The organism is Vibrio coralliirubri (genome assembly GCF_024347375.1).
Lineage (GTDB): Bacteria > Pseudomonadota > Gammaproteobacteria > Enterobacterales > Vibrionaceae > Vibrio > Vibrio coralliirubri.
Genome location: NZ_AP025470.1, coordinates 1,872,670 through 1,894,900 on the forward strand (window position 1 = coordinate 1,872,670; position 22,231 = coordinate 1,894,900).

The following is a 22,231-nucleotide window of genomic DNA, read 5'->3' on the forward strand; positions in this document are numbered from 1 at the left end:
CTGTCTCTTAACTGGAAGACAGAGTCTAAGTTAAGCCTTTTGTTCATTTCAAACTGATCACTGAATCGCAATCGAAATCTCGACTTCAGTTTCACCTTTGTAGAGTTCAAAATCTGTCGTGTAAGTTCTCACATGTGGGCAGTCTGCAGCGTTGAAATACGCCCACACCTCACCCCATAGGTCGATCACAGCTTGTGGTAATTCACCTTCAGCAGAAAACGTTAAGTACTTACCTGCCTCTATTTCGGTTTCTACAAGCGCATCTACATTGTTATCGGTAAGTGCGCTAGTACAAGCGATGACATCAAATTCACCCGTAAAGTCAGACTCGTAGTTAGTGTAAACGCCATACACTTTTGAATCCGGTGTTAATTTCGGAAATGCTTGGTCAAAAAAGACCTGCCACAATTGCCCTATCTTGGCTGTTGCTGGGTCCAGCTCATCGGTATTGGTGGTTCTTACTGAAAAACCATACGCCTTCACGGCTTCAATCATTTCTACTTTCATTCGTTTTATTCCTAAGCCAATCGACGCGTAAATCTACTAAATTTTTAAATAATCTTAACTAATCTTGTATCTCTTTATGACCACACTTTTCACAGACAAGGTGACGAGAAAACTCATCCATTGACGCGATAAACGGACCAAGGAACCAACCTTTTATCACGCCTGCCCAAAACTCACTTCGCTTTTGATTGGGCTTATCTGCAAACGCACTCTTCTTGCGAACCAATATAACGACATGCTGTGTGTCTTCTCTGCACGCGGTGCAATAGCATTGTTCTATGGTGTTATTCATTTGACAACCTATGACGTTTTGAATGAAACATGCTGAAAGTGAGGGTTGTCGACACAGACATCTAGTGTCGCTATTTGAGTTAAAACGACAAGTTGTTGCTCGCCTTGAATACTGACTTTAATACACTCTTCACGGCTGTCATTGCGCTGGGTATCTAACCCAACACATTCAATCTGCTCGCCAGACTTCAGCGTTAACTTGATTGGGTATCGGTGCATACACACAATCTCAATATAATCGTAATCGTTGCAACTAATCATAATACCCCTCCAATTCATCCACCACGCTAATGCGACACGCCATACTATGCAATATGCATATAATCAATCGTTTACCTAAATCACATTGATGGTCGTCCGTAACTAAACCTACGTTCGAATTCGGTTTAATCAAGCTTTCTCATTCACGTTTCTTCGACTCACACCTGATTATTCTTTCATTGTTAAATAATAATCGAGAACAAAACAATGAAAAACATCAACCATTTACACGTGTTAGCTTTCTTAGGTTTAGTCGCTTCAATGATGGCGTTTAATGCGAGTGCAGCCTCAGAAGTCGATGCGAGTCACTTCGCCAATGGCAAAACCAAGTATCGACAGCTTTGTCAGGTGTGTCATGGCGACAAAGGTCACGGAGACGGGCCTACTGCCGCTTCATTACCACACAAGCCCGCTAACATCGCAAATAAACTGAGCGGCTTTTTTGCCAGTCCAAGTTCTTTAGCAGATGACATTTTAGAAGGCGATGTAGAGCAAGGCATGCCTGCGTGGCAAGGTGTGATCACAAAGCAAGATGCTCTGGATATTCTGACGTACGTAGAGCTAATCCAATAGTAAACGTTGTTCCAACCGCCTTTTGAACAGATATCTCGGTTAATACTCCCCGTTCTATTGCGCTATCTATTTGATTGATTACACTCAATTTAATGGATAGTGAATAATACGGAATGTTATGACCTTTAAACCCCTAGCACTAAGTAGCCTGATACTTGTTTCTACGACGACACACGCCGTCAGCTTTATCGATGAAATTGATGGCCAACTCGATATGGGAGAATACCTCGCAGAAAATGCCTACGGTTTTCTTCCTGTTCCAATTCTCATTACAGAGCCTGCGGTAGGATACGGTGGCGGCTTCACCGGCATCTTCATGCACGAATCTGAAGAGCAAAAAAATACGCGTAAACAACTCGCCGAAAAATCCATCGATGGCGGAGCGCAACTTCTTACTCCTGCAATCACTGCGGTTGGCGGCTTTGCGACAGAGAATGGCACTTGGATGGCGTTTGTTGGTCACAAGCGCAGCTGGAAGGAAGATTCAATACGCTACCTTGGTGGCTTGGGTTATGGAGATATCAACATGACCTTCTATCGACAAAGCTCTCCTAACGCCTTGTCTCCACTCGAACCAAACGAAGGTGTTGAGCTAGGGCTCAAAGGCATGGGCGGGATACAGAAACTCCAATTTAGAGTGCCCGACACCCAATGGTTACTTGGGTTTTCTCAACAATTCTTCGCTCCCACTCTTTCACTCAATAATCACCCTAAAGCGCAAGAGATCTTAAACAATATCGGCAACACGTCACCGACCTCTTCCGGTTTAGGTTTGATCGCCGAATACGACAGCAAGAACAGTTTCTTGAATCCGACGCAAGGCTACAACTATGTCGCGGAATACCTATGGTTCGGTGATGCGATTGGCAGTGATTACACCTATCAAACATTCAATTTAGAAGGGTTGAACTATTGGGAGTTAAACAAGGAGTGGAACTTAGCATTGCGAGGACAATACAAATCATTATCGACCAATGAACGAGTGCTTTCTCCTCAATATTACCCAGACATTGAACTGAGAGGTATCGCCCGTAATCGCTATCAAGGTGAACACACGGTCGCGGCAGAAGTTCAAGTAAGCAAACAGTGGACACCACGTTGGTCAACTGCCGTGTTTACGGGGATTGGCTATGCGGGCGACAGCGATAAAGACATGTTTGATCAAAGCTCGCACGCGGCTTACGGGGTCGGTTTCCGTTACCTTATCGCAAGACGCTATGGTCTGATTTCGGGGATTGATATTGCGTTCAGTGAAGAAGATACCGCCCTCTACTTCCAAGTCGGTGCGGGTATCTAATTCATTACGCTGTGCTTACCCGATAAACTAAAGCGGCAACGATGAGACAAAGCGCTCAGGGAACAGTAATTACTTGAGCGCTTTCCAGTATTGGTAAAGCCCATCGATATCTGAAGAACACATCAACGACATTGCGCCTTTGATCTGTTCTTCGCTCCATTCCCACCATTTCATTTCTAACAACTGAGCGATTTCAATTTCATTGAAACGAAAACGGATGTGACGCGCAGGGTTTGAACCAACAATCGAGTATGGTGCGACGTCTTTAGTCACAACCGCTCGACTTGCGATAATGGCTCCGTCACCGACCTTAACACCACTCATGATCATGGCTTCTGTGCCAATCCAGACATCGTTACCAATCATGGTATCACCAGAGCGTTCAAAGCCGTCTATCGCGCCTTCAAACTTCTCATCGTCTTGATAGAAGAACGGGAAGGTACTCACCCACTGATTTTGGTGGCCTTGGTTGCCCGCCATCATAAACACAGCGCCGGAACCAATCGAGCAGTAGCTGCCAATGATCAGCTTATCGATGTCGGTTCTATCCGGTAATAGGTAGCGCGCACAGTCATCAAAACTGTGGTTATGGTAGTAACCCGAGTAATAGCTGTGCTCGCCCACGATGATGTTTGGGTTGGTCACTTGTTCTTTAAGTGACTTTCCCACAAACGGGCTTTCAAAATAGTTTTTCATGTTTGTACTCTTAGTTTCGTTCTTTTAGTTAGGTACTTGTGTTTCGTGTTGCTGGTTATAACTTGTTTATCTTAGTGTAAAGGCAAACGTGCCCTATCGACCGCCTGCAATATCAATAAACGAGCCGGTGACATACGAAGCTTCGTCTGATAATAACCAAGCGATAGAGTTAGCGACTTCTTCTGGTGTACCACCTCGTTGTAACGGTAACTGCGAAGCTAGTCTGTCTACGCGATCAGGCTCTCCGCCGTCTGCGTGCATCTCAGTATAAATACAACCTGGCCTTACGCCATTCACTCGGATATTACGTGAAGCCAATTCAAGCGATAAGCCTTTGGTGAGTGAGTCCATCGCACCTTTTGATGCTGCGTAATCCACATATTCAAACGGTGCGCCTGTGCGAGAAGCGGCAGACGATACATTCACAATCGAACCCGCGCCATCGGCTTGTTTGATAAAGGCTTTACTGCACAGAAAGCAGCTTGATACGTTGGATTTCATCACCTTTTCAAAGCGATCCAATTCAATATCAACCAATGGTGACTGGGTAAACAAGATCCCGGCATTATTGACCAAGTGCGTCACTGGGCCCAGCTTGTTACGAGCAATCTCAAATAAGGATTTCACGTCCGATTCAACAGACACATCCGCACGCACGCTAATCGCGGTTCCGCCTTGTTCACGAATATCATTAACCAACTCTTCAGCTCGCGACTCATTGTGTATGAAGTTAACGCATACAGCATAGCCTTTACTGGCCAACAATTTAGATGTCGCTGCGCCAATGCCTCGGCTTCCGCCGGTTACAATCACTACCTTGTTCAATGAAACCTCCTAATGTTTACTTATTCTGTGCAACCTGATTGTTCGATACAAACTGATCGTATCGACACAAACTAATTGTTCGACACAACCTGAACCCATTGCGATCGCCACGCCGGCGCTTCGAATGGGTCTGGCCAAAACTCAGTTTGATTTTGAATTAAACTATCAACGACCGTGTGAAAGGTGATCACTCGGTCTTTCAATACACTGTCTGTAACCGAAACGTCCGTTACTACCGTATCACCTTCACAGACAATCGAATTGAGCGTGAACTCCCAAACACCATTGGCTGGATATTCAGAGTTGATTGCCGTGAAGTTGTCGCGCCCTACCGTCAATTCAGACGACTGCGGCCAATAGCCTTCAAAATCTTCGGCTAGCCATTCACTCGCCTTTGCAAAATCATTACTGCGCATTGCATCCCAAAATCCTAATACCACTTGTTTTGGTGTCATTATTCTTCCTTAAAGTCATTCAGGTGTGGTGGTTTTTAAACGTCTGCTTCGTTATGCGTACTTAGCTTTCTATGCATACTTGCTAATGATCGTTAAAAGATCATCGACACTGTTAGCAATGTAGTCCGGCTTAGTTTGCCAATTTTCAGGCTCCGATCGGCTATAACCTGCGGCCACGGCAATCACTTTTGCATTGTTACCCAGCGCGGCTTCAATATTGCGAGCAAACTGTGTGTCCGCTTCATGGTCACCGATGTACATCAAACAAAGCTCGTTAGTCTGATCAACGCCAAATATGTTCTCGACACATTTCACACCACCAAATGGATGGGGTTTTTGGTTGCCGTTCGAGACATCGTCATAGCCCACTACCGATTTAAACAAATCGCCGATGCCATAACTGTCGAGCACGCCACGAATATTCAATTGAGAGTTTTGAGAGCAGATCCCATGTGGAAGATGAGCAAACTGATTAACCACGGTTTCCATTCCTTCAAACAAAGTAACGGCTGTTTGGTTTTTCTCTTGATGCTCTGCCCACATTCCACCAGCGATCAACATTTCATCGTGTGATAAACCGTAATAGTCGACATATAAGGCTTGCCAGTTTTTAGCACCGTGGTTGGCTTCATGATAAAGCGCTTCGCTAAGTAAATATTTAGGTAAGTTGTCGCCTGACAAGTGTGGCGCGACTAAAGAGATAATGTCTTTTGTGATTGCGATATTCTTTGGAACGGAGTTGACTAAAGTTCCATCGTAATCCCATAGGATGGCATCTAACTTCATACACTATCTCTTTGTTTCGATTAATAATTTGAATTTATCATTCATAAGCCTATTGAGGGAAATCTTATTGTCTTGAATTTCGAAATTTGTCGAATATGAGCAAAGCTAGAGAACAAACCGTTACTAGCAAACAAAAACCAAACTACGTTTGCTCACATCACTGCTTTATCAATTGCAATATATGCGTATAATCCCCGCTCCATTGCGCTATCGCCGTTAAAAATAGCGCCATTCAACATTTTTAATGAGTACCCAATGTCGAAACTATTTTTCAAAGGCCGTATCGAAACAAGACAGAACCACGTTCTTGCTGGCTACAACGTAAACCGCGATGTAAAAGCGGGTACTGAAGAATCTCCAATCGCTGTAATGGTTCAAACTGAAGCGCGCAAAGCAGAAGTTGAAGCACTAGCTGCTGAAAATACTATCTTCGTTACTGTTACAGTCAACGCAGACAAAGAAGAGAACACCATCGAGCTTGATACTCTACTGAACAAGCCAAAAACGATGACGTTTGAAAAGACCCCTAACCGTAACGACCCATGTTCTTGCGGTAGCGGTAAGAAATACAAGAAGTGTTGCGCATAAGCGCTTTGACTTGAAGAATTAAAAAACGGACCGGTAGCAATATCGGTCCGTTTTTTTATACGCTAAGGAAGCTTATTCAGCGTAAGACAAACAATTAAGCGTAAGACAAACTAAAGCCACTAAACTTGGCGAAATTAGGCGTCGCCTTAGTGCCACTGAACGTATAAAGCATCACACCCTGTTCACTGCCTACTAACGAATCAAACGTGATCACTTCCTGCCATTGTTGTTTTTCTAACGGACGGAAATGAGCGCTGACTTTTCCGCCTTGCTTGACGAGCTTAACCGACACACTAGATTCACTAAACAACAGACGTTCCTTGATCTGTGGCTGACCATTTTGTTCTACAACGAACACCAATGAACGCTCGCCCATGAACATCTCTTTGCTCACTTTAATGTAGTTGTCGTTATCCCAGTAAATACCTAAGCCGGCTTGTTCAAATGAACGGTTTGGATCTAATTGAACCGTCACTTCTGTGCTGTAATCCGAGCTAGATACTGGATGAACGAAGATATTATCAACATCAGCTGAACCCGCACCAAAGATATTGCCCTCTTGCACTTGCATCGTCAGCACGCCGTTTTCCAAAGACCAATGTTCCGGATTTTCATTTCTGATTTGCCAGTTAACGAGGTTATTCATGTTATTAGTCCTTGCTGCTAGATCATGCGTTGACGGAGTTGATAAAACACATTGTCGAGTTCATCGGCGTTTTGCTTTTGAATGCGATTAAGCTCTCTTTGTACAGAATCGTACATAAGTTGGTTATCCATGTCTTTCAATGCCGCGTAGTAATGAATGCGACGTCCCAAGATAAAGTTATTCTGGTCATTCTCACTCATCATATTGAAACGATCTATTGTCGCTAAGAACTTCGCTTTATCCTGTGGCAACTGCCCGTTCAGTTCCATCAACAAATTAATACCGTGATAGTTACCATAGTTACCCGTCACGCTGTTTAGTTTACTGATCAGTTGATATTGTTCTTCAAGCATTTCACGTTCGCTAAGTGGCGTGAACTCTCCATTCTGCACCAGTTCATCCAATTCGGTTCCAGGCTTCACAGCAAGCGACAGAATGCGTATTTCATCTGGGTTGATTTGGTTAAGTAAGGCCGCCGTTTCTTCAACATGCTGCGCCGAATATTCTTTTCCACCCAAGCCAAGGATAATGAAGGTCATCATCTTCATACCAGCTTGCTTCGCGAACTCGGTCGATTTCAAAATAGACTTCGGCGTAATGCCTTTTTTCATCAGTTTCAGAACATCAATAGACCCCGACTCCATACCGCAATAAAGCATGTTGAGTCCTGCATCACAGATGGCTTTCATCTCTTCAGGCGACTTCTTAGTCATGCTTTGCGCTCGTCCATAAGAGCTGATCTGCTTTAACTCTGGGAAGGCTTGCTTGAGTGTATTCAACACATCCAACAAGTCTTCGGTATCCATAGTGAATGAATCACCGTCTTGCAGAAAACAGGTCTCAAACTTACGGTTCTTATAGAACGCTTTCGCAGCCCAAATGTCTTTCTTAATCTCTTCAACGGGACGAATTGCAAACTCCATCCCCTCAAACAGCGTACAGAATTTACATTTGTTCCAAGGACAACCTTGGGTGGTGCGAATCAATAAGCTATCCGCTTCTGAAGGTGGACGAATAGGCCCTTGTTGGAACTGATACTGTGTCATTTGAATGCCCAATAATTAACTATTCGCATAGGCTACTGGAAGTTCATTCAATGAAAAACACGGTACAATTTGAATTATTATCAAATAAAAACGGATAATGGAAACAGAAGAATGTTGAAGTATTAAGTAGATTAAAGGCTAATCAAGGTTGTCTGGTGTACGTAAATTGGTTCCACACTTTGTACATTTATAGTCACCAGTTCCACCACTCGAAGCTAACGACGATAAAATCATTCCAAGCAACCCTGGCTTCTTTTCATGTTGTGGCGCTTTTTCGGCTTGGTTACTGAACATAGTGTACTTGTGCAGCGTCAGTTCCTTACAGTTACTGCAGAACGCTCTCGTCTTCTCACTTCCATACATAATATCTATCGCCTTAACTCAAAGCACAAACTAAACATATGACAAATATGCCACACGTAGAGTTAAATCTAAATATTTTCATGACGTTATGAGTAAGTAAGAGCGTTTTAAAGAAAAGTAAACTCTCGACTGTTAAGTGAAGTGTTGGTGAACAAAGTTATTCAATTCAGTCACGCTTCTGATGATGTAAACCTCTTTCTCTTTAGCCCGCAATTCTAACTGCGCTCTAAAGTCGTCATTCCAAAATTTAGGACACAGTTTTAGTGTCTTATAACTTTGTATCGTCCCTTTTATAACTGAACTTCCATCAGGCCAGCCTTCAGGTTTAACGAATAGACCTTTGAGCATTCTCTTGGTTACAAACCAGTAGCTAATTGAATAAGGAAGGTCGATATAAACCAAGGTATCAGCTGCATCTAAACGTGTGTTGAACGAGCCTAGAGGGCCAAAGCCATCGATGATCCAGCTTTCTGACTTAAGTATCCTCTCATGAGCCTCCTCAAATACTTCACGTTCAACAAACTCTCCGTTGGCCTTATAAACAATAGAGTCCAACTGGTGAAGCTCTATCCCTGTAGCTAGTGCTAACGCCTTGCTGACTGTGGACTTTCCACTCCCAGGCTTACCAAAAACCGCAATCTTTTTCATATGACTTCCTCTATTCAGATAAAACCCATAAGACAGCGACAAAAAACCCACCTTACGGGTGGGTTCGATAAACAAAGCGCATCAACAATCCCACCATTCCTATGGAATGATGATAATTCGTTGGTTAGATGGCGCTAAATTCAGTTTCATAAAACTACTTTTATATATTGTTGCTTAGTTGTCAACACAATGACTAATAAGCGATATCATCGTCATATCGCACCCATTAATAGTCTTAATGAGTGCTTATTGATCTTGGTTATTTTGCTTTCTTTTTCGCCACTGTCGCTTCTGATAGCTTGCTTAGTACACCCGATACTTTCTTAACGACCTCGTCACAGCCATTGATCGCGTGACGCTCTACCAAGTAATTAGGATCGTTGTAAGACAACCATACTTTCTTGTTAGAGTCTTCAGTGACTAACACCTTCTGCGGTAAATCTATCGCGACTTCTTGAGCACATTGCATTAATGGTGTCCCTACTTTCGGGTTACCAAAGATGATGACTTCCGTTGGCCTCAATTCAAGATCGACCTTACTCGCGTTTTTCTGATGGTCGATTCTCGCAAACAAGGTCAAACCTTTACTCTTGGCGATTTCTTCAAAGCGGTCAGCGGTCTCTTTCACTGAGTAATTACTTTGGTATTTAATCAAACCATCAGAAGCCGCAGCTGAAAATGATGCCGAGAGTAAAATGGCGCATAGTGGTAGTAATTTTTTCATCGTCACCTCAGAGATTTAACCTAATCAAACTTACATTCATAGCGCCACTTCTAAAATCAGCGACGTAACCCATGTCAGTATAGACGCGTTTCCATTCTCAGTTTGCAGAGAGGATCACTTTTCTAATGCGTCTTATTATCATCGCTTTAGGTTAACTCGACGCTAACCATTGGCTTTGAAGCTTGAATGTTTGGTCATCAAAATCAATAGTACCTTGCACACCTAGTGGCGTGACTAACATGGGATGGGTGTGGCAACTGTCGAAGCCATACAGGATCGGGACATTTTTACCGTTCAGCACTTCAAGAAGTACATCGAGTGGTGTTCGCCCTGTCCCTTTGTCATCAAACAGCTCATGTTTGCCGAGTACAATAGCGCCTACTTTATCGAATACTCCGCAAGCCAATAAGTGTGCGAATGAACGCTCGACCGCTTCAATACCTTTTAGTGAATCTTCGATAAGCAATATGTCACCAGACTGAATTTCTGGCATGTATTCGCTGCCCCAAATCCCGGCCATCGTACTCAGATTGCCACCAATCACGCGACCGCTGATTTGACCTCTTCCCATGAAGTTCCATTCGTTATCGTAAACTGGCTTTGCCGAATCTTGAGTTTCCCAATCGTGTTTAATGTCCGTCCAACTTTCAGGCATCGTGTACTGATGTTGATTTGAATCCGAACATAAGATGTCAGTAAATGATTGGAAGGTTTCGTCAACTAATGGCGGGAACTCACCAAATGACGCGACGAGTGCCGGGCCATAGAAAGTCACCAATCCAGTTTTGGCGTAGATGCCTAACAGTAATGCTGTGGCATCTGAATAGCCGACGATGATCTTAGGGTCGTTTCTAAGGGCATCATAATCGATGTATGGCAACAATGAGTTGCTGTTGTTACCACCAATGGTCGACATAATACAGCGCACGTCTGGGTCTCGAATGAGCTGATTGAGTTCTTCGGCTCGCGCTTGAATGGAACCAGAACGATACCCTTCTGATTCTCCAGTTAACGAACCTTCAACCAGAATGAAGCCCTGCTTTTCCAAATAACGTTTAGCACGAGCAAATCGATTAGGTGCAAAGACAGTTGCGGGCGATGACGGTGAGAAAAATCCGATTTTGTCACCGATATTTAAAGCTTTTGGGTATATCACTCGTTTGTCCTCCATAACAAAATTGGAATAATACGCCTGACTGAAACTCACTAATTCTTTAAGCGAGTTGATTTCGGGATTAGATCTCGATGTATAACCTCAACATATCTTGATGTTGAATGCCGTTTTCGAAGATAGGGTCAGGATAATGATCGATGAAATGATTCTTGATGACAGAATCGACGCGAAAGCCTGCTCGCTGGTAATATGTCAGCTGATAGCCGAATGTGCCCGTCCCTAGTTCAACGCGTTTAACCTGCTTATGAGCTAGCTGATTCAATGCGAATTCCAACACTCCAGAACCAATGCCTTGTTGCTGATGCTTAGGGCATACCGCGACGTTAAAGATCTCAACAATATTTCCACTGATTGGTTTAACAACGCAGACACCGACAATCTCGCGACCTTGCTCACTATTTTGTTTAGCCGCGTAACACCAAGATTCGCTTAGGTACGACGCAATGCTTGCTTCTGACGGATCAGCTTCAAGTAACAACGCCATTGGGATTTCGCTAAAATCGACTTCTAAGTATTCCATTTGAACCTCTAAGGCCTGAGCCTTTAAACACTATCTCCACTGTACTGTAAGAATCTGATTAGCAACAGGTTAAATCGAAAACTCCGCTTCAAAAGGTTAGATTTACATCAAATTTTCATACCCAATTAATGCCACGATTTAATCCCACATTTCTCACATTGGTACTCGTAATCACTGTCGACATAAAAACCGGGAACATTATGGTCACCTCTAAACAATAATGTCATCAGGTACTCCATCAACACGCCTAACTTCCATTGTTTCTTTTCAGATTCAGCGTCCGCTTTAGATTCAGTATCGGAAGCGTTAACAGCAAGGTGCGGGGTAAGTGCGTTGCACTGCTCACAGTGATAAGGGTGTCTAATATACGCATTATCAAGCATTTACATAAGCCAACTAACATTTATAAAGTTGATGCATACTAACAACTTATCACTCGGTTCTCTAACTTATTGTTGTCCACTAGAGTTTTATTAGAAAGAAATGAGACACAAGATAAGTGCCGTGCATCTTGAATCTACTTTAGTTGGCATTGCGGGTGTTCGATAGCAGAAAAAGTTTAGTTAAGCGCTTTAATTAGAACCGTGTATTTCCACAGGTTTACGCCATCTTCTTCAAACTCGATACTTGCTTCTCCCCCCTCTTTATCAAGAGTAAAAACCGGCATATCACCGCTAGACTCACCATATTCATAATCGCATGACATTTTGGCCTCTAATAGAATAGCGTTAGCTTCATGCTTAGAAAGAACACCCGAATAAATGCATTCTTCAGTTTGAGATGAGACTTCCTGACCGAAAGAGTGGAACTTAAAGGTTGGAAAGTTGAGTTTTGATTCAGAATCCTCGACAGTGACCGACACTTGGTAATCGATAGCTTCAATATTGTTATCGGTTGCAAATACACAACCGGAAACGCCAAGTAACAATACAGCTAAAGCAGTGGTTTTCATGTGGTTCTTATTCCTTCAACAATGGGCTTGCTACTCTGAAGTAACACTATGAATTCCCGTGTTTAATTTAAACGTTGTTAGGTTGAAACTTGTTTGCCATTCCTTGGCAAGATGGTTAACTTTTACTTTAATAGCCCTTTGTCCGCAGCACCTTCAAGTTGCACTTCTAGTTCTTTCCAGAGAGCACGACTGCCTTTAGAAATACGCTCGCCATTGAAGGTCAGTACTTTGTCTTTGGATATGTTGTGCTTCTTCCAGCTGTGACCATCGCCATGAATGTTATGAAGCAAAGGCGGCACTCTATCGATCGCCTTACCAAATCGAGCTTCTGGTGACTCACCCGCTTCGAACTCAAGCCATAAATCCAAATACTCGCTTCTTAAATGGCTCGGCAATGATTTCAGCAAGCGCTCGACACAGTTTCTCTCTTTGAGCTTGTTTTCTTCGGTTTCACTGGCATAAATGATGGTGTCTCCGGCATCGATCTCCCCAAGGTCATGAATCAGCAACATCTTCATTACTCAGGTAATATCGATTTCTTCATTGGCATAATCTTTTAACATGAGTGCGCTCAAACAGACGTGCCAACTGTGCTCTGCCGAGTTTTCATATCGGTCCAATCCAACTGGTTTTGTTTGTCGATGAACATCCTTTAATTGTTCAATTTCGACCATGAATTGCAGAATTCCTTTGATTTCTTCCACGATGAGCTTCCTTAACTTAAGTTGATGATTTATTGGAGCTGAGGGTTAAAAGAGCGACAAAGGGTCGTTACTTCCAATGAACCGACATTTTGTAATACGCAACACCCGATTTTTCAAATTCAGAGCCTTCTACAGCCATCCCAAACTTTTGATAAAAACCTAAAGCCGTTGTACGCGCATCGCACCAAAAATATTGGATGTTTAATTCTTTGAGGTTAGAGATTGCATGATCAATCACGTTTGAACCGATTCCCTGCCCTTGGAATTCAGGCAGCGTGGCAAACTTTCTAAGCCTCGCTTCATTGCCTTGGATATAGATAGACGCGACACAAACCAACTGCTCACCAATAAACGCGCCGTAATGCGTTGCTTGTTCGTCATCTGGCACCATACAAAACGACATCGGTTTATCAGGCCAAAGCACTTGATGCCTAACCGGAAGTACCTCCGTCGCTGAAAGCTGTTTTATTTCCATATTCTCGGTTTAAACTCCCGACTTGATGACCCTTGTTGTAATTGCAGCGCTTGTGATTGCCATGATTGTTATTACTAAGCTTATTATTACTAAACTTGGTAAGTCATTAAGTGATAACGCTCTAATCCCTCTCCTTTTGTGGATGAGATAACAAAGCCTTGCGACTGATAAAAGCCAATAGCATTTTCATTGGCAGTCAAACACTTCAAAGTCAGATCAGAGTAATGTTGTTTGCAGGTATTGAGTAAAGCAGAGCCTGCCCCAGAACGTAGCGTTCGCGGGCAAACATAGAGGTGATGGATGAAGCTTTCAGGTTTCCAAATAGAGGCAAAACCTAAAACCTTATTGCCAGAAACGGCGACCCATATTTCTTCACCTTCTGTATCTAATTCGAAATCGGATAACTTAAAAGCGCCGGCATCAGCCCAATGAAAGGTGTCCTGTCTTGATTCTAGATAGAGCGCCTGTAAAGCGGTTAAATACTTAGGTTGATACCTTGTGACTTCCATGTCGCTCCTGCCAATCCGTATGACTAGAATTAAGGTTGTGGGCTAAGCTTTTCTACCTGTTAGCCATAGGGTGTTCAGGGTTTAACTGAAGCAGATCCCACAAGTTACCGTAAAGATCTTCAAACACAGCAACGGTGCCGTAGCCTTGCTCTTTAGGCTCTCGGACAAAGTTAATGCCCAAAGACGTCATACGTTCGTAATCACGCCAGAAATCATCGGTGTTTAAAAATAGGAATACGCGTCCACCAGCTTGGTTACCGATGAAATCAAGTTGCTCTGGCTTGGAAGCTCTAGCAAGTAACAAGCTCACACCGGTTGAATTTGGTGGAGCAACAACAACCCAGCGCTTATCTTCTTCTGGTAGATACGTGTCTTCGATGAGATCAAACTTAAGCTTATTTACATAGAAATCAAGCGCTTCATCGTAGTCTTTTACCACGAGTGCAATGTGGACAATATTCTGTTTCATAACATACCTTGTTGGGGTTTTAGCTGCGTGGAATGATGCCATGAAGCTGGGAAAGACACTAGGTGTTACGCTTAGTTTGGTGTTATGGCTAAATCAGTCCAAAGAGCATTCATGTTTTAGTTGCTAACAAAGCACCGCAAGTCGCCAAAAAGCCACCAGATAATCTGTTCAATAGCGTCTTTGCTGAGCGCCCTTGAAATACAAAACGAGCTTTAGAGGCAGTGCAAGCATAGAGACTCAATACTCCACCTACAGCTACAGTTGAAATCACCAAAATCATCATCACATCTGTTGTGGTAAATGTTTTTAGGTCTATGAATGCGGGAAAGAAACCCATGTAAAACAAAATCGCCTTTGGGTTTGAAACTGTCATCAATAACCCGATAATCACGCTTGAAGCTTTCGTTCGTTGCTCCGAAGATGTACTCGATGATTCACTAACATCTGACGTCCATGTTGTGTAAGCCAACCAAAACAAATAGGCAACGCCTACATATTTAATTACCGTAGCAAATTCACCCATTGCGCTAGCTAAAGCCGATAAACCAGACAAAGCTAAGAATATAAAAATGTAATCCGCGATTAGTACGCCAAGCACCACTAACAAGCCTTGTTTCCAACCATAGCTTAGAGACCTCGACAGAACTGCGAGAACGCTGGCTCCCGGTATGGCTGCAGATAGTAACATCGCAACAAATAGAGCTATTCCTGATGTAATTGACATAATCCCTCCCTAGATCGTTTGTCGTTCAAACGTTAAATTACTATCGTTATTTTCCGTATTCTAAAAGCTGCCTATCACCTATAACTCCCAGAATCCGAGTTCGACGCCACCTTGAATAACAATGGCACACATGCCGTGACGTGGTAACTCCATTGGCGGCACCGCAACTTCGGCGCCTAGTTTCTCGGCTGTAGTTACTGCAGACTGGATATCATCAACCAGCGTGTAATGTCGAACAGTTGGTTCTTCAGTTTCACGAAACGGTGCTCGAATGCCTATTACCCCACCATTAGATAGCTTTGCAGTGCGCGCTCCACCAAGGTTCACATCTGCACCACTGAACTTCACGTTGTAGAGCTGAGCGTATGTAGCACAAACAACATCGACTTCTGGGGTAACCACTTCAAGATATTGAACCTTCATCAAATTTCCTTCTCGTGTTCTTTAAAACTCTCAATCTGCATACAGCTGCGCAGGTGTTTCTCATCAACAATTAGTCGGTTTCATATTACTAAGCAATTTGACCACGCATGATAAATTGCGGGCCTGCTGCGCCACCTAAATACTGCTCACCGGTATCTTCGAAGCCGCCTTTCTTATAACAGTTGAATGCTGCCGGATTTTTGCAATTCACAGTTAAGTAAATCGACTGATACGCTGAGTAATTCGCTTTTAAATATGGGAACAAAGCTTTGACCGTGCCAGTTCCTAAACCTTTACCTTGCTGGTTTTTATCAAGCACAAAAGCTCTTAGCCCAATGCTTCCTTCAGGGCAGAATTCGTAGTGCTCTGCGTAAGCGATATCCAGCTTAAAGAAACCAACAACTTCGTTATCAGACTTAATCACGTGCAAGTGCGTCGTTTCACTGCCGTCTAATAAAAACTCTGCAGCTGTACCAGCGAACTTAACCTGTTCATCGGCGAGTTGGATAGCCTGAACTGACGCCACATGGGATTCTTCAAGCCTTTCGATAGTTATCATTGTTGTTCCTTCTGTATAACACGCACGAAAAACCGACTAGAGCTCATCGCTAGTGTCTCGAGAACCGTAGTTTGGGAAGTTGATGTTAAGAACGTTATCGTCCTCAAGAGTGAATAGAACACTTCCATTCTCAACACCGGTTTCGTTCCTATCTGAACAACCTAGAAACAGCTCCCAATCAAACGAATATTGAAGTCGGTATTGATTCGCATTGATGTGTAGAACGTCTTTGATTTTAATGCCGTTCACCACATGTGCCATATCATCGATGTATGACAAATCAGGGATTAACTTTTCTTCGAAATCACTCTTATGCTCGGTTAAGAAATTGAGCAGTTCAGAACATAACTCGGAGCCATGAACCAATGGTTTAGACAGACTAGAAAACAACATTTCTAAATACTCCAAGGATTGTTTTGATATTGGGCGTATGCGCGCGAATCTGTTACAAATTAAAGCTCAGCTCGCACGAATCTTTAAGGCTAAACGTTACTATTATCCGAGCTATTAAACGAGTACATTCGAACTTCATCTCGAGGAAACCAGCCCAATTTTTCGTAAAACTGTTGAGCGTTGATGTTGTCGTTATAGACAAACAAGTGGGTCTTCGGAATACCTAACCCTGCAAGTGCGTTGACCGCCTCTGCGACAAGCTTACAACCTAACTTTTGCCCTCTAAAGTTGGCCGAGACAGCTAAGTGCTGTAAATACCCACGACGTCCATCCGTTCCGACCAACACAGCGCCAATGATCTCGTTGTTAGTTTCAGCCACAAAACTCAGACCGGGGTTACGATCTAAATAGCTCCCAATACTTTCTTTCGAATCGGCATCGCGAATACTCATACCTTCTGTTTGGCACCACAACGCGATCACTGAGTCGTAGTCTGAAATTGCCATTTCCCGAATGTTGACCACTCTACTCTCCTTGTATATACGGGCGCTTAATACGCTACTTTTTGACGAGCGACTTTGTGAGAAACGATAGCGAGGAATCTGCAGGGTAATTTTTTAACACCATCTGGCATTCATACCCTCGTTTCTCATAGAAAGGTTTGGCTTGGAAACTTAATGTATCGACCAATGACGACGTACAACCTTGAGACTTCGCATACTCTTCAATACGCTCAAGTAGCTCACTGCCGACTTGCTTTCCTCTCATCGAATCGTCGACCCAGAGGAACTTAATCAGTAACCAGTTTCCCCAAAGGTCAGCGATAATGCCACCGACTTTGTTGCCTTCCTCCATCGCGTAGTACGCAACTTGAGACTTGGGGATCCCTTCCAGAAACGGTGTGTTGTGTTTGATTAACCCGCCTCGGACTTCATTAATGTCGTCATCGGAGGGCTCGATATCTAATTGGTATTCCATTGACTTCCTATCTCTGGATTAACGGCTTATGTAACATGTTCGATTCACTTACTAGCAGATAGCTAAACCACTAAAGTGAGTTACTTATACAAGCTAAACTTCTTTGTAAATTCGCGTAGAATTTCCGTGTCACCAAACAGGCATACACCAAGATACTCAAGGTCTTCTTCTTTGGTTTCTTTGGTTCGTTTCTGCTGCTCAACAGAACCACCTTCGATCATTGAGCTCGTAAAATCTGTAAATTTGATCCCTCGGATGAAGGCTTCTTCACTTACTTTTCTAAGCTTATTTGAGTTGTCTGCTTTCAGCACGATGAAAGGATAGTGAGATAGATTAGGGTGAACATTGCCATCAAAATCTTGATAATCAACGTAGTAAGCCTCATCACTTTCTAATCGGTTAGATAGGCCAACGCTCAAGTGCCCTAGCACGTTCAATGTTCTTCCTAAATCCATCTTTTTGCTTAAAATCGCTATGAATCGTTTTTGGCTTTCGTCTGGTAAATTGCTCACTACATATCCTCATTCATTCTTCATCGCACTATTTGTATAACGCATTACTGGGGCGTGAGCAATGCAACCTTAGTACTCAGTTAATACGTTTAGTCCATCCAATAATGGCGAGGAAAGACCAGTATTTGGTATCAAACCACAAGGGCATGATTTAACTCATATCTTGGCAGAACCTAAACAGATAACCGTCTGGAGTTTGAACGATGAACTGCTTCTGAGTCGCAATCGAATCACCACATTGATAAGACTTTGACTCTAACGCTAAGTAAATAGATTCAGCGGCACTTTCGTTAACTCTCTGATATAGAAGTTCGATATCGATAACATCCCATTGAAAGTTTACGCCACGCCCTAAAGGTAACGCCAGATCACCTGAAAGCCATTTTCGACTTTTGCCCGCAATCCCTTCAAGCATCACATCAACACCATCAAGCGTTAGATAAGCAAACTCCTCATCTGGGCGATCGTATTTCACTTCAAACCCTAACACATCGACAAAGAAGGATTTGCTCACATTAATATCGAAACAATAAAGCTCCGGAACTATTCGTAACGTCATGATTTACCCTTTGCAGGTGCACTTAGAAATATGGAAAACTGTTCAGGATACCCACTTATCAAAAACAGCTTCAATATTATGTCCGTCTGGGTCATGAATAAAACATGCGTAATAATTTTCGGTGTAATGTGGACGGGGCCCTGGAGCACCATTGTCTTTAGCTCCGGCCAACAGCGCAGCATCATAAAACTCATGGACTTGTTGTTGGTTGGCGACCCGAAAGGCAATGTGGAAACTCGTTAAAGGCCCCTCTACGTTCGAACTGCATATCTCAAATAAAAAGCCTTTTCCTAAATCAAAAGCCCAGAACTTTCCCTTTTCTCCAAAGGCGACTTTATACCCCAGTGGGCGAAACGCCTCTTCATAGAATGTGCGGCTTTTTTCTAAGTCACTTACGGAGACGGTCACGTGGTCAATCATATTCTTACCTTAAGATTCGATGAGCAGAAAGATTATCTCAACGCCCTTATTCTTTGAAGCAAAACCAAACATATCAACCCACTAAAACGTAAAGCCATAGGCTCAACGTGTAGCACAAAGAAAGTAACCAACCGTTGTCAGGCTTCAATCGACTCTCCAATTTAGGTCGCTGTTGTATTGGATTCTGCCACGACAAAGTGTTCTAGCTTGAAGATGTGATGCTCAGGAATTCTTCTACCGACAGGGGTAAAGTACTCATCATTCAGATCAGCCAATGTCTTGTTTTGTGTTAATGCAAAACCATTTTCAGACAACAATGTTTCGATCTCTTCAGCGTTGAAGAACGATACCCAAGGTTCACCTACCTTTGCGGATAAGTTTTTAATGGTTTCCGCTCGCTTCGTCGCCTTGGGGTACCCTTTACCAAAACAAGCTTCCGGGTCATTCTGTAGCGACTCATCGACATACGATATAAAGAAAGTAGAACCAGAATGTTTCGTAAGCTCAGACAGCTCTTTAATGGTCGAGGCTGTCGTGTCTTTGCTTATGTATTGCGAAACACCTTCTAGGGTAATGATCGTGCGCTTCGATTGATCGAACCCCGCGGCCAAGAGCTGTTCGGTGAGTGACTGGCGATTAAAATCGACGCCGACATAGGTAACATTGCTCGCGTTAGGCAAATATTTAGGCAGCTTAGAGCGCTTTCTAACTTGAACTTCGGGCTGGTCCACTTCAAAAACCTTCAACGAAGAAGGCAGTTCAAGGCGATGAGCTCTCAAGTCATACCCTGCCCCTAATATGATGTATTGCTCTGAACCACTCGCCGCATTTTTTTCGACAAGATCATCAATGAATCGAGTGCGAGAGATTAAGTGCTCATGAAAACCAGGTGCGAACTTTTGAGTTATCCAAACGCTAAGCTTATGCCCCATGAGTTTGATTAGACTTGCGCCTAAAACAAACCGTTTTGCATAAGGGTCGTTAATCACGCGCTGATTAGGTTTAGCCAAGGTTTCGATATAACGCTGTTTTGCCACACCTTGGGCAGTGCCGTCTTTTCTAAAAATCGAATCACTCATAAAGCCCCCTACTATAAAAACTTACGCCGTATTATGTCATGGGAAACAAGACACCAACCTAAAACCATAAATCTTGATGCATAAACTCAGACTTAGCTCCAAAGTACCAAAGGTTAAGAATCTTCTTTTTAATACAAGGGCGCTATCAGCGAAGTCTTTCGTTGATCTCCCAAAGCGCGTTTCTGTTTGAGTCATATGTTAGAAGTTCACTGGCTTCTCGGTAATCACACCAAAGGTAATCAGTGTGTTCACTTGATAGTTCAGGATCTTCTGTGACTTTAACTGAGAAGGAATGCTCAGGAATGACGAATGGATGCTCAGTCCAATTGTGATTCCCAGCATAAAAGACTTTTGGAAGCATGCACATTGAATCGAGCAACTGCCAGTTATCACCGACTAACTGACTCTCTTCAGAGAGCTCTCGTTTTGCTGCTTCAAGTAATGATTCATTGTCTTCGCCACCACCGGATATTGCCTGCCATACACCATTGTCCCTTCTGCGTGCGATTAAAAACCGAGGTTTAGTGTCGACTATTTGATAGGGAAAGACCAAAACCTGAAAAGGTGCTCTCATTGATGTGCCCTCCAATCGTTCACGTTTACGGAGCTAACTTCCCAAGGATGACCGGATCGCTCAACAGATTGGTCAGAGGAAGAAACAATGGCTTAGGTAACTCATCTAGCTTAAACCATTTCCATTGCTTACATTTATCAGGCTCTGTCACCTGTGGTTCGCCGCTAACGTCAGAAGCAACAACAAACAGCGTTATATAGTGCTTGTTCTCTTTCTCAAAAATATCATTGGTAAAAGAAAGCTTCTCAAATCCACTAACAACAAGGCCAGTCTCTTCAAGTGTTTCGCGTTTGGCACACTCTTCAATGCTCTCACCCCATTCAAGGTGTCCGCCCGGCGTTGCCCACGTATGAGCCCCGTGAGAACCAATTCGTTCTCCAAGTAACACTCGCCCTTCACGTAGAATAACCGCAGCGACACCTACTCTTACTTCCTGACTCACTTAAAACTCCTTAATTCTTACCAAAAGACAAACGAACAGCTAAGTGACTAACAATGCTGAGATTGCGTTCAAACTTACCACTGACGCCAAGCCGAGTGAAGTACCAAATATTGAGAATCACATTTGGATACTTCGTTTTATGTAGTCTTCAACTAACTCGACAGGCTCGAACGAAGAACTAATTGGTAGTTTTAGATTCAGTTGTTCAATACCAACGGCCATAGAGCCATTTTCTGACTCAAACTCTTCCCAACTGATCTTTCTCACTTTTGTTACCGCTTTGGCGGCCAATAAGAGTTGAGCGAATTCTGCAGGACTATAACCTTGAGTCTCTGCAATAAAATGCTGCTTTTCTAAGGTTCGGCCTTGCGCCAAAAGTAAATAGAACCGTGCAATGTCATATACATGAACATATTGGTTAAATCCTATAGACGGCATACCTACTTGGATCGTTTGGCTAGCGAAAGATTCTACAATTCGCTTTAACTGACAGTTCTCACCGCCATAAACCAAACTAGGACAGTAAACGACGTGCCACCTGTTTCTAATAGCGCTCTGTATTGTTTCTACATCTAATCTAACGGCTTCCAAGGGTTTGAGCCTAAACTGACTCAAATCAGCGCTAGAGGCGTTACCAAAGAGCCAAACACCCGATGTATGTATCTTTGTTGCATCTCTAGCGGCAAGTAGGTCTAACTCAGATAGCAACCTTTGCTCCACATCTGCAATTTCATCTGCTGAGAATTGTGACCAATGTGGACGCGCGCAATTCACAACCACATCAAAGTAGCCTTCAAAATCGGACCTATTTTCTATCAACCCGACAGTAAGAGGTGTGACGATTTTGTCTCTACCGTATGTAAAAACTTCAAAGTCACTTTTTGCGAATAGCGATGTAACGTGACGGCCAATGTACCCACTAGCCCCTGCAATCAATACTTTCATTCTTTCCCTGAACTTTGCATAAATGAAGCCCTAGCTTTACTTCTAAGCCAGAACATCGCGCTCAAAGGTTAAGTTAGTTCCGTTATCCAGTCGAGAGTTATCAACCAGCGTCGT

35 protein-coding genes and 1 pseudogene are annotated in these 22,231 nt (G+C 43.2%); 3 read left to right on the plus strand and 33 right to left on the minus strand.

Going from position 1 to position 22,231, the window contains the following annotated elements:
• Positions 1-57: 57 nt before the first annotated feature.
• The 3 genes from OCV20_RS08445 to OCV20_RS08455 are packed head-to-tail and all read right to left on the minus strand — an operon-like array spanning position 58 to position 1,059.
• A complete protein-coding gene (locus OCV20_RS08445) occupies positions 58-507 on the minus strand; it encodes a GyrI-like domain-containing protein (protein ID WP_050621374.1) in 450 nt (149 codons plus the stop codon).
• Positions 508-565: 58 nt separating this feature from the next.
• Positions 566-799: a hypothetical protein gene (locus OCV20_RS08450; protein WP_048612018.1), complete on the minus strand. Its 234-nt coding sequence runs from the start codon at positions 797-799 to the stop codon at positions 566-568.
• 8 nt (positions 800-807) lie between these two features.
• On the minus strand, positions 808-1,059 hold the full coding sequence (locus tag OCV20_RS08455) for a Rho-binding antiterminator (RefSeq protein ID WP_029405537.1): 252 nt from the start codon (positions 1,057-1,059) through the stop codon (positions 808-810).
• A gap of 207 nt (positions 1,060-1,266) precedes the next feature.
• Here OCV20_RS08455 and OCV20_RS08460 point away from each other — a divergent pair, with 207 nt between their 5' ends.
• Both OCV20_RS08460 and OCV20_RS08465 read left to right on the plus strand, forming a co-directional pair.
• Positions 1,267-1,632 carry a c-type cytochrome gene (locus tag OCV20_RS08460; RefSeq protein WP_052878388.1) on the plus strand — a complete coding sequence of 122 codons (366 nt, stop codon included), beginning with the start codon at positions 1,267-1,269 and terminating at the stop codon, positions 1,630-1,632.
• Between the two features lie 118 nt (positions 1,633-1,750).
• Positions 1,751-2,929, plus strand: a complete 1,179-nt coding sequence (locus tag OCV20_RS08465) for a BamA/TamA family outer membrane protein (protein WP_050621376.1) — start codon at positions 1,751-1,753, stop codon at positions 2,927-2,929.
• A gap of 69 nt (positions 2,930-2,998) precedes the next feature.
• Here the strand turns inward: OCV20_RS08465 and catB are convergent, their stop codons facing one another.
• The 4 genes from catB to OCV20_RS08485 form a co-directional block, all read right to left on the minus strand.
• A complete protein-coding gene (gene catB, locus OCV20_RS08470; RefSeq protein WP_086775176.1) occupies positions 2,999-3,625 on the minus strand; it encodes a type B chloramphenicol O-acetyltransferase in 627 nt (208 codons plus the stop codon).
• A gap of 93 nt (positions 3,626-3,718) precedes the next feature.
• A complete protein-coding gene (locus OCV20_RS08475) occupies positions 3,719-4,450 on the minus strand; it encodes a glucose 1-dehydrogenase (RefSeq protein ID WP_012604011.1) in 732 nt (243 codons plus the stop codon).
• Between the two features lie 71 nt (positions 4,451-4,521).
• On the minus strand, positions 4,522-4,905 hold the full coding sequence (locus tag OCV20_RS08480; protein ID WP_050052505.1) for a nuclear transport factor 2 family protein: 384 nt from the start codon (positions 4,903-4,905) through the stop codon (positions 4,522-4,524).
• Between the two features lie 69 nt (positions 4,906-4,974).
• Complete coding sequence (locus OCV20_RS08485; protein WP_086775177.1) at positions 4,975-5,691, minus strand: HAD family hydrolase; 717 nt, start codon at positions 5,689-5,691, stop codon at positions 4,975-4,977.
• A gap of 255 nt (positions 5,692-5,946) precedes the next feature.
• Here OCV20_RS08485 and OCV20_RS08490 point away from each other — a divergent pair, with 255 nt between their 5' ends.
• Positions 5,947-6,279, plus strand: coding sequence for a PBPRA1643 family SWIM/SEC-C metal-binding motif protein (locus tag OCV20_RS08490; protein WP_086775178.1), 333 nt, complete (start codon positions 5,947-5,949; stop codon positions 6,277-6,279).
• A gap of 94 nt (positions 6,280-6,373) precedes the next feature.
• On the opposite strand, the gene OCV20_RS08495 is transcribed toward OCV20_RS08490, so the two are convergent.
• The 26 genes and pseudogenes from OCV20_RS08495 to OCV20_RS08620 all read right to left on the minus strand — a co-directional run bounded on the left by OCV20_RS08495 (position 6,374) and on the right by OCV20_RS08620 (position 22,117).
• Entirely contained in the window at positions 6,374-6,925 is a 552-nt protein-coding gene (locus OCV20_RS08495) for a beta-xylosidase family glycoside hydrolase (RefSeq protein ID WP_086775179.1), read from the minus strand.
• Between the two features lie 17 nt (positions 6,926-6,942).
• A complete protein-coding gene (locus OCV20_RS08500) occupies positions 6,943-7,971 on the minus strand; it encodes a B12-binding domain-containing radical SAM protein (RefSeq protein WP_086775180.1) in 1,029 nt (342 codons plus the stop codon).
• Between the two features lie 138 nt (positions 7,972-8,109).
• Positions 8,110-8,334, minus strand: a complete 225-nt coding sequence (locus OCV20_RS08505) for a hypothetical protein (RefSeq protein WP_050634385.1) — start codon at positions 8,332-8,334, stop codon at positions 8,110-8,112.
• Positions 8,335-8,466: 132 nt separating this feature from the next.
• Positions 8,467-8,982 carry a P-loop NTPase family protein gene (locus tag OCV20_RS08510; RefSeq protein ID WP_086775181.1) on the minus strand — a complete coding sequence of 172 codons (516 nt, stop codon included), beginning with the start codon at positions 8,980-8,982 and terminating at the stop codon, positions 8,467-8,469.
• A gap of 259 nt (positions 8,983-9,241) precedes the next feature.
• Complete coding sequence (locus OCV20_RS08515) at positions 9,242-9,706, minus strand: DUF302 domain-containing protein (protein ID WP_017066540.1); 465 nt, start codon at positions 9,704-9,706, stop codon at positions 9,242-9,244.
• A 151-nt stretch (positions 9,707-9,857) separates the two neighbouring features.
• The gene (locus OCV20_RS08520; RefSeq protein WP_086775182.1) at positions 9,858-10,862 is read right to left on the minus strand and encodes a S66 family peptidase; all 1,005 of its coding nucleotides are present in this window, start codon (positions 10,860-10,862) and stop codon (positions 9,858-9,860) included.
• A gap of 79 nt (positions 10,863-10,941) precedes the next feature.
• Positions 10,942-11,400, minus strand: coding sequence for a GNAT family N-acetyltransferase (locus OCV20_RS08525; protein ID WP_086775183.1), 459 nt, complete (start codon positions 11,398-11,400; stop codon positions 10,942-10,944).
• 125 nt (positions 11,401-11,525) lie between these two features.
• Entirely contained in the window at positions 11,526-11,783 is a 258-nt protein-coding gene (locus OCV20_RS08530; RefSeq protein ID WP_086775184.1) for a hypothetical protein, read from the minus strand.
• A gap of 176 nt (positions 11,784-11,959) precedes the next feature.
• Positions 11,960-12,352, minus strand: a complete 393-nt coding sequence (locus tag OCV20_RS08535; RefSeq protein WP_086775185.1) for a hypothetical protein — start codon at positions 12,350-12,352, stop codon at positions 11,960-11,962.
• 122 nt (positions 12,353-12,474) lie between these two features.
• Positions 12,475-13,056, minus strand: a pseudogene (locus OCV20_RS08540) (HD domain-containing protein).
• Between the two features lie 67 nt (positions 13,057-13,123).
• Positions 13,124-13,531: a GNAT family N-acetyltransferase gene (locus OCV20_RS08545; protein ID WP_086775186.1), complete on the minus strand. Its 408-nt coding sequence runs from the start codon at positions 13,529-13,531 to the stop codon at positions 13,124-13,126.
• Positions 13,532-13,620: 89 nt separating this feature from the next.
• The gene (locus OCV20_RS08550; RefSeq protein ID WP_086775187.1) at positions 13,621-14,040 is read right to left on the minus strand and encodes a GNAT family N-acetyltransferase; all 420 of its coding nucleotides are present in this window, start codon (positions 14,038-14,040) and stop codon (positions 13,621-13,623) included.
• A gap of 52 nt (positions 14,041-14,092) precedes the next feature.
• The gene (locus OCV20_RS08555) at positions 14,093-14,509 is read right to left on the minus strand and encodes a VOC family protein (protein WP_017061801.1); all 417 of its coding nucleotides are present in this window, start codon (positions 14,507-14,509) and stop codon (positions 14,093-14,095) included.
• A gap of 109 nt (positions 14,510-14,618) precedes the next feature.
• A complete protein-coding gene (locus OCV20_RS08560; RefSeq protein ID WP_086775188.1) occupies positions 14,619-15,233 on the minus strand; it encodes a LysE family translocator in 615 nt (204 codons plus the stop codon).
• A gap of 78 nt (positions 15,234-15,311) precedes the next feature.
• Entirely contained in the window at positions 15,312-15,656 is a 345-nt protein-coding gene (locus tag OCV20_RS08565) for a VOC family protein (protein ID WP_086775189.1), read from the minus strand.
• 88 nt (positions 15,657-15,744) lie between these two features.
• Complete coding sequence (locus OCV20_RS08570; protein ID WP_086775190.1) at positions 15,745-16,215, minus strand: GNAT family N-acetyltransferase; 471 nt, start codon at positions 16,213-16,215, stop codon at positions 15,745-15,747.
• Positions 16,216-16,251: 36 nt separating this feature from the next.
• Positions 16,252-16,608, minus strand: coding sequence for a hypothetical protein (locus tag OCV20_RS08575; RefSeq protein ID WP_086775191.1), 357 nt, complete (start codon positions 16,606-16,608; stop codon positions 16,252-16,254).
• Between the two features lie 89 nt (positions 16,609-16,697).
• Positions 16,698-17,132: a GNAT family N-acetyltransferase gene (locus tag OCV20_RS08580; RefSeq protein WP_086775192.1), complete on the minus strand. Its 435-nt coding sequence runs from the start codon at positions 17,130-17,132 to the stop codon at positions 16,698-16,700.
• Between the two features lie 34 nt (positions 17,133-17,166).
• Positions 17,167-17,586, minus strand: a complete 420-nt coding sequence (locus tag OCV20_RS08585) for a GNAT family N-acetyltransferase (protein WP_086775193.1) — start codon at positions 17,584-17,586, stop codon at positions 17,167-17,169.
• Positions 17,587-17,666: 80 nt separating this feature from the next.
• Entirely contained in the window at positions 17,667-18,098 is a 432-nt protein-coding gene (locus OCV20_RS08590; protein WP_050621396.1) for a DUF2000 domain-containing protein, read from the minus strand.
• A gap of 151 nt (positions 18,099-18,249) precedes the next feature.
• Complete coding sequence (locus OCV20_RS08595; protein ID WP_086775194.1) at positions 18,250-18,657, minus strand: bleomycin resistance protein; 408 nt, start codon at positions 18,655-18,657, stop codon at positions 18,250-18,252.
• 42 nt (positions 18,658-18,699) lie between these two features.
• Entirely contained in the window at positions 18,700-19,077 is a 378-nt protein-coding gene (locus OCV20_RS08600) for a VOC family protein (protein WP_086775195.1), read from the minus strand.
• 161 nt (positions 19,078-19,238) lie between these two features.
• Positions 19,239-20,156, minus strand: coding sequence for a class I SAM-dependent methyltransferase (locus OCV20_RS08605; protein WP_086775196.1), 918 nt, complete (start codon positions 20,154-20,156; stop codon positions 19,239-19,241).
• A gap of 145 nt (positions 20,157-20,301) precedes the next feature.
• The gene (locus OCV20_RS08610; protein ID WP_086775197.1) at positions 20,302-20,730 is read right to left on the minus strand and encodes an NUDIX hydrolase; all 429 of its coding nucleotides are present in this window, start codon (positions 20,728-20,730) and stop codon (positions 20,302-20,304) included.
• Positions 20,731-20,755: 25 nt separating this feature from the next.
• Complete coding sequence (locus OCV20_RS08615; RefSeq protein ID WP_086775198.1) at positions 20,756-21,172, minus strand: nucleotide triphosphate diphosphatase NUDT15; 417 nt, start codon at positions 21,170-21,172, stop codon at positions 20,756-20,758.
• A gap of 117 nt (positions 21,173-21,289) precedes the next feature.
• A complete protein-coding gene (locus OCV20_RS08620) occupies positions 21,290-22,117 on the minus strand; it encodes an NAD-dependent epimerase/dehydratase family protein (RefSeq protein WP_086775199.1) in 828 nt (275 codons plus the stop codon).
• Between the last annotated feature and the right edge of the window lie 114 nt (positions 22,118-22,231).